At 52.7% G+C, this 273-nt stretch carries 1 pseudogene; it reads left to right on the top strand.

Going from position 1 to position 273, the window contains the following annotated elements:
* Positions 1–126: pseudogene (locus tag E0L21_RS25355) on the top strand (hypothetical protein); the annotation flags it as partial.
* Between the last annotated feature and the right edge of the window lie 147 nt (positions 127–273).

Below are 273 nucleotides of genomic sequence, written 5' to 3'. Positions count from 1 at the left end.
ATCACCGTGCACTTTTTGCCCTGTGATGACGTGAAGGTCACGACCAGTTGCTGGTCACCGAGAAATGCCAATTACCCGATTAAAGAGCCCATCAGGATGAAGGAGCCAAAAGTATGCCCGGGATAAAGGAAACCGGCCAGCCCTGAGTCACATCATCCCCTCTTCGTTATTGCTCGTTTCACAAGGAAGTCAGATGAAAAATTCACTGTTAAGCCCGCTGCTGGCGGGTCTGCTGCTGTTAACCGGCTGCTCACAGCCTGCCGCTCAGGCAGA

Origin of the sequence: Kosakonia quasisacchari, from assembly GCF_004331415.1 — a bacterium.
Taxonomy (GTDB): Bacteria; Pseudomonadota; Gammaproteobacteria; order Enterobacterales; family Enterobacteriaceae; genus Kosakonia; species Kosakonia quasisacchari.
The sequence above is the reverse complement of the archived record's forward strand: the minus strand, read 5'-3'. Positions and strand labels throughout refer to the sequence as shown.